Genomic DNA, 6,230 nt, shown 5'->3' on the forward strand with positions numbered 1-6,230 from the left:
GACGGATCGCTCATCGTGCTGTTGCCGCATCTCGCAGGGCTGGTGGTGGAGCGAGTTGAGGCTGCGAGCAGCAGGGTGCAGGTCTGGGGTAGGCCGGCGCGGGCGTCGGCCCGTTGTCCGGGCTGTGGTCACTTGACGCGGCGGGTGCACCGCCGGTACCGGCGGCGGGTCGATGATGTCGTGATCGGTGGGCGGCAGGTCGAGTTGTTGCTGCGGATGCGGATCTTCGTCTGTCAGCAGGCTGAGTGCACGGTGACGAGATTCGCTGAGCAGGTCGATGGGCTGACACACCGCTACGGCCGGCGGACCTTGCCAGCCCGGCACGTCCTGCAGACGCTCGGGCTGGCCCTCGCCGGGCGGCCGGCCGCCCGGCTCGCCAGCAGTCTCGGGCTCCAGGTCGGACGCAACACGCTGCTTCGGCTGGTCCGCGCGATCCCGGATCACCAGACCGGCGCGGTGACTGTCCTTGGCGTCGACGACTTCGCGCTGCGGCGCGGGCACCGTTACGGCACGATCCTGATAGACCTGAGTACCCGCACCCCGGTCGACGTGCTGCCAGACCGGGAGACGGACACGCTCACCGCCTGGCTGCAGGCGAATCCAGGCGCGCAGGTGATCTGCCGCGATCGGGCAGGCGCCTACGCCGAAGCGGCCCGCCGTGGCGCTCCGGACGCCATCCAGGTCGCTGACCGGTGGCATCTGTGGCACAACCTCGCCCAACACGTCGAAAAGGCCGTCGCCCGCCACCAGCGCTGCCTCAACCCGCCACCGCAGCCGGCAACGCCGCAGCCGACGCCCGATGCGGAGGCCGTCGCGGCTCACGCTGCAGCCGCCACGCGAGACAGCCGCCTGGCTCAACGCACCCGCGACCGATTTGAGCAGGTCCAGCGGCTTCTGGACGAAGGCCGCAGCATCAAAGCCATCGTCCGCGACCTCGGCCTCGCCCGGGAAACCGTCCGCCGCTACGCCCGGGCCACCGACATCGAAGACCTCATCGCGACAGCTCGCACCGGCGCCCGGGCCAGCATCCTGGACCCCTACCTCGAGCACATCCACCAACGATGGGCCTCCGGCGGCACCGACGCCAAAGCGTTCTTCCACGAGCTCCGCGGCATGGGCTACCCGGGCAGCTACAGCGTGCTACGTGACTACGTCCGAGCGCTGCGAGCCCTCACCGCAGCCCCGCCTACGGCACCACGGCCGCCCAAGGTCCGCCACGTGGTCAACTGGCTGCTACGCCACCCGCAACGCATGGAACCCGACGACCAGGCCGGCCTTGCCGCCGTCCGCGACCGCTGTCCTCATCTGAACCGCCTCGCCGCGCACGTCACTGCGTTCGCCGTGATCCTCACCCAGCGCCGCGGCCAGGAACTCGACGCCTGGATCAACGCCGTCACCCACGACGACCAACCCGACCTGCACTCGTTCGCCGCCGGCCTGCAACGCGACTACGACGCCGTCCGCAACGGCCTCACCCTGCCCCACAACTCCGGCCCCGTCGAAGGCCACGTCAACCGGATCAAGATGCTGAAACGCCAAATGTTCGGCCGCGCCAACTTCGACCTCCTCCGCAAGCGCGTCCTCCACACCACCTGAACAGCAGAGGGTCAGATTCGATCAACCAAAGGGGGCCAGAACCAGTCTCAGGCCGCCGTCGACACGGGCTGGTTGAGCACACGTCCTCCCCGCGCACGCGGGGTGGTACAGAGAGGGTGTTCAGTGCTACGGACCATCCCCCCGTGCTCGCTGGGCACGCGGGGATGGTCCTACTGGCCTCCCTGGGCGCTGGATCTCGGCACCGTGCTCCAGCTCCCAACCCCTTGACCTTGAGGAGAGCCAGATGAGTGCACGTATTCGCCGGCCGCCAGGGCAAGTTCGACTTCGTACAGTGGCTTCGCCCCGCCGCCTACTCCGTCCGACTCAGATCAATAGGAGTTCCTCACGAAGGACAATCATGTAGTTGGGGTCCAACTCGGACCTTCGACACAAACCTTTTCCCAACGGTGCACGCTCGGATCGACCTGAGCGTGCACCATTTGTTTGTCGGGGTGGAAGGTGAGCCGGAGGCCGAGCTCCCGGTACACCGCTGCCTTGTCCTCCGGAGTTGCTTCCCGCAGGGCCATTGTGAGGTCGCCGAGACTGTCCACGAGGTCGGTGACCTGCTCGACCGTCATCCCGGGACGCGGCGTGGCCGTGTGGCTGCGAATGTCTTGTTCGGCGTGTGCCCGCTCAGTCTGGGTGGTCTTAATCCACTCGGTGACGACGGCCGGATCGGCGCCCGCCTCCAACGCCGCGCGGTAACGCTCGAGCTTCGCGTCGCAGCTTGCGATCACGCTGCGGGCCACGGCATCGTCGTCGAGTGCGTCCAGGAGGGCTCCCGCCTGCGCATCCGCGTGGTGAGCGAGGGCTACCACCGCGACTGGCAGGTCCAGTTCCCGAAGGGTATCCGCGAGCCGGGCGCCCGCTACGTGGTCTCGTCCGTCCGCGAATCCGCCCGAGGCGGCTTCTACCGAGCCTTCGGCGACATCCGCAAGCTGGTCTGACGCCCGACACCGCGGTGCTGGATGACGGCCGCTCCCTCACCCGAGGGGCGGCCGTCCGCGGGCCGGGCAGGGTCGGTGTCCCACGCCCCGCGCCAGGCGGCAACGTTGTAACGGTCGTACAACTCGGCGACGGAGATGGCGCGCGCCTGGAGGCTCTCGGGATCCATCGTGGCAGCCTATGTCGATCGTCGTTACCCGGGCCGGGGCCGCCCGCTCCCACGGGCGGCCGCCGCGAACCGCCGGCGGATCAGCCGTTGTAGACGCCGCGCCAGGCGGAGCTGCCCTGCGGCTCGCCGCCGACGTAGTAGGCCGCGCGGATGTGGACGATGTTGCCCTCGGTGAAGTCCTTGTTGCACACGGCCCAACGCGTGGCGTCCGCCGTCAGCTTGTGCACGCAGCTGCCGGTGCGGCTGGGGCCGGCGTAGGTGGTGTACCAGTCGGCCGCGACCGCGTTGCCTTCCGCGGAGCGGTCCTTGACGAAAATCAGGTCGCCGGCGGGCTGGAAGCAGACGACGCCGCCGATGATCTCCTGGCAGCTGGAGTTGGAATCGGGTTCGGCCGTCGTCCACACGGCGTAGTTGGTCTCGGAGCCGTAGTAGGCGGCGTACGCGGCGGCGGGGACGGCCAGCGCCAGCAGCGACCCGGCCGCGGTGGCGGCCGCCAGGAACACTCCGCGAGGTTTGCGCACCGTCATTCTCCTCATCTCGGTTGGACAGTGCCGGAAACTCTCAGCCATCAATTTCGACAGCGAAATGGGCGGCACGCCCTCTTGAGCATTTCTTGAGCCGATGCGTGCGCTTTCGTCAATGTTTGGTCAAGGCCGACCCGCTGGCGCCGACGGGTGCGGCGCGGGCCGTAGCGTGCGTTGCCAATGATCTCCATCGCATCGACCGGAAACGGGGTACGCATGATCGCAAGACGCATCAAGGCCGCCGCGCTCGCCGCCTGCGCCGCCGTGCCGCTGGCCCTGCTCGCCACGCCGGGGTCCGCGTCGGCCTCGGGCACCGACTACCTCTGGGCGTACTGGCAGAAGCCCGGCGCCACCTCGTCGGGCGGGTACGGGGTCTTCCACGCGTACGGCGAGATCGTCCAGGTGCAGGATTGGCACGCGGACGGCTGGCGGACCTGGGCGCAGATCCAGAAGCTGCTGCCGGACTCCAACGGGGTCATGCACTGGGTCAACCACAGCACGGCCTGCTGGGACGACACGAGCCACGGGGACACCAGCGGCGGCGGCTTCACGACGTGCAACTACTCGCTGCCCGAGGGCACCGTCGTGCGGGTGCACGTCTGGGCGACCAACAGCGGCACGCACGCCTATGACGAGTACAGCCCGTCCGGCACGGCCTGACGACACCGCGGGGCTGTGCCGTCCGCGGCGGCACGGCCCTACGAACCCGGCGACCGTAGGCGCCGCCCTCCGATGAGGCAACCCGCGGTGTGGGCGCTCGCCAACCGGTCCACCGACCTCGCGCTCATCAGCACCGCCGAACAGGCCCGAGCACACCGCCACACTGACCCGGCCGGACCGCACGGTGGCCGCCGCCGACGCGCTCGCCGGCGACGATCTGGCGGCGACGACCCACCGGATGGTCGGCCGCCTCTCCCTGCGAGCAGGTGTGCGCCCTCCCCGACGGCTACCACCTCGGCGCGACCCTCACCCCTCCTCGACCGCCACGACGAGGCCCTCGAGCTGCACTGCGGGGCCCTGCACGTGGCCGAGCAACGACATCGCCCCGATGAGCAGGGGGCGCGCCGGGGCCGCCACGACGAGGCTTGCCGCGTGGGTAGCCGCCCATGGCCATGGAAGTTTTCAGTGCGGACCCGTACGGCCCACGCACCCGTGGCGGCCGCTCGGCCCGGGCGCATCGACAGACGTGACCTGACAGTCGTATGACCTCTGATCTACGACGACGGCCGGGTGCGGGAAGGCGCCGACGCTCGCCAGCGGCAAACACACGTTGCGAGCAGCGGGCAGAACCGCAGCTACATCCTGCGGGGGGCTGCGGGACACCACGCTGCCGATCTCGGGCGGACGGTCCATGCGCGACCGGTTCGTCGGCAACAACGGCTGCACGCCGCAGAACCCGCCGGAGCCGGCGCAGGGCAGCCTCACCCACGTCGTCACTTACTACACGGGGTGCAAGGCCGGCTATCCGGTGGTGTGGGGCGCCTTCGACGGGCCGCACGCCCCCAACGCCGTGGACGGCTCCGCCGACCCGTACGCGCCCGGCGCGAAATCCTGGACCCAGCAGGTGGTGTGGAACTTCGTCACCCAGCTCGGCTCCAACCCGTCACCGTCGAGCACCCCGCCGGCGTCCTCGCGGCCCGCGAGCCCGCGAGTGCGTCCCCGAGCGCCTCGGGGCCCAGCGGCGCATGCCAGGCGAGCTACCGGACGGTCAACTCCTGGCAGGGCGGCTTCCAGGGCGAGGTCAGCATCACGGCAGGCGGTGCACGGCGCAACTGACGCCCGGCACTGCTTCCCCGCAGGGGCCCGATCTCACGTCCGGTTCGCCTATTACGCATCAGTCGAACCCGCGCCACGGGCCGGCCAGACGCCCACACCTCCGTCGAGGCCACGCGCACCGCGGTCAGTCCATGGCCAATCGACGGCTGCATTAGCTGCGGCGGGCGCTTGTCGTGCATCTACTCCTTGAACCCTGCCTTGGTGCACGCCGTCGCAAGGTTCGTGGCCGCGGTGCCCATGTCCAGTTTGGTGGAGGATTCGTTGGCGCCGCCCTTGGCGGCCTTGGCGAGCTCGGCCCGGTCCGCCAACATGTTGCCCGCGAACGAGATGTTGGAGTCCCGCGTGACGGCGGCCTCCTGTCCGATGGCCAGCATCGCGTCGGCGTCCTCGTAGATAGCTTGCGTCCCCATCACCTTGAGGATTTTCGGGCAGACAAGCGCCCCGTATGGGTCGGGTGGCGGGATCGACGTCACCGCCTCCGTGCCGCCGGCGCAGTCGCCGCTGGGGAGCCTGCCGTTCGGGCACAACGTCGGCGTCGGCGACGGTGCGGCAGTGGACGGCGCCGCAGTGGCTGCTGGGGCGGTTGCGGGCGCCGCGGTCTTCGTCGGCTGGCCGCCGCAGCCAGCGAGGGCGAGGAGTGCAACTGCGGCGGCGGCGAGGCGGCGGATTGTCACCGCCGGGTCGTCCACCTGAGCAACCCGGAATGGGATCGTCGGGCCGGGCGGCGGGTGCCGCCGATCGTCGCCTTTGGCCGACACGGCGGGTGGCACGGCCAGACCTCCGCCCGTTCGCGGCCAGACTAGCGGCCGATCACGTACAGCGTCGCGGCCATCTCAGCCAGGTCCGACCCGGGGACCGGTTCGCATGCCGTCGACAGCTGGCTGGCGAACACGGCCACCTGCGCGTCGGTCGGCTCCGGCAGGCCGTCCTTGCGGCGGAGCGCGGCCAGCGCCGAACTCGCCCACACCGTACGGCTCGACGTGTCCTCGGACGCCCACCGCGCGCACGTCCACGGCGTCGAATCCGACGCCGGCTCGTCGCCGGACTTGACGTTGCCCTTGGCCGCGGCGCCGACACAGCAGGCGATCACGATGACGACGGCGACCGCGAGTACCGAAGCAGCATCCGCTCATGGCACCCCTCTGTGTCAAGAGACGGCCTGGGCCGGTGTTCTAGAGTGGGCTCTAGCGGGTCCGGGAAGTGGCTTGTCCGAAGTGCTG

7 protein-coding genes and 1 pseudogene are annotated in these 6,230 nt (G+C 70.0%); 4 read left to right on the forward strand and 4 right to left on the reverse strand.

The window, feature by feature from the left end:
• Positions 1-75 precede the first annotated feature (75 nt).
• Positions 76-1,596, forward strand: coding sequence for an ISL3 family transposase (locus AB0B76_RS47175; protein WP_360389030.1), 1,521 nt, complete (start codon positions 76-78; stop codon positions 1,594-1,596).
• A 356-nt stretch (positions 1,597-1,952) separates the two neighbouring features.
• On the opposite strand, the gene AB0B76_RS47180 is transcribed toward AB0B76_RS47175, so the two are convergent.
• The gene (locus AB0B76_RS47180; protein WP_360389006.1) at positions 1,953-2,345 is read right to left on the reverse strand and encodes a hypothetical protein; all 393 of its coding nucleotides are present in this window, start codon (positions 2,343-2,345) and stop codon (positions 1,953-1,955) included.
• A gap of 51 nt (positions 2,346-2,396) precedes the next feature.
• On the opposite strand from AB0B76_RS47180, the gene AB0B76_RS47185 reads away from it, so the two are divergent.
• Positions 2,397-2,543, forward strand: a complete 147-nt coding sequence (locus tag AB0B76_RS47185; protein ID WP_360389008.1) for a hypothetical protein — start codon at positions 2,397-2,399, stop codon at positions 2,541-2,543.
• A gap of 247 nt (positions 2,544-2,790) precedes the next feature.
• Here AB0B76_RS47185 and AB0B76_RS47190 read toward each other — a convergent pair whose 3' ends face one another.
• Positions 2,791-3,231 carry a hypothetical protein gene (locus AB0B76_RS47190; RefSeq protein ID WP_360389011.1) on the reverse strand — a complete coding sequence of 147 codons (441 nt, stop codon included), beginning with the start codon at positions 3,229-3,231 and terminating at the stop codon, positions 2,791-2,793.
• 219 nt (positions 3,232-3,450) lie between these two features.
• Here AB0B76_RS47190 and AB0B76_RS47195 point away from each other — a divergent pair, with 219 nt between their 5' ends.
• Both AB0B76_RS47195 and AB0B76_RS47200 read left to right on the forward strand, forming a co-directional pair.
• Positions 3,451-3,894, forward strand: a complete 444-nt coding sequence (locus AB0B76_RS47195) for a hypothetical protein (protein ID WP_360389014.1) — start codon at positions 3,451-3,453, stop codon at positions 3,892-3,894.
• Between the two features lie 649 nt (positions 3,895-4,543).
• Positions 4,544-4,998, forward strand: a pseudogene (locus AB0B76_RS47200) (cellulose-binding protein); the annotation flags it as partial.
• A gap of 191 nt (positions 4,999-5,189) precedes the next feature.
• Here the strand turns inward: AB0B76_RS47200 and AB0B76_RS47205 are convergent.
• The gene (locus AB0B76_RS47205) at positions 5,190-5,780 is read right to left on the reverse strand and encodes a hypothetical protein (protein ID WP_360389016.1); all 591 of its coding nucleotides are present in this window, start codon (positions 5,778-5,780) and stop codon (positions 5,190-5,192) included.
• Between the two features lie 29 nt (positions 5,781-5,809).
• Entirely contained in the window at positions 5,810-6,100 is a 291-nt protein-coding gene (locus AB0B76_RS47210; protein ID WP_360389019.1) for a hypothetical protein, read from the reverse strand.
• Positions 6,101-6,230: the final 130 nt, after the last annotated feature.

Source organism: Dactylosporangium sp. NPDC049140, from assembly GCF_040648435.1.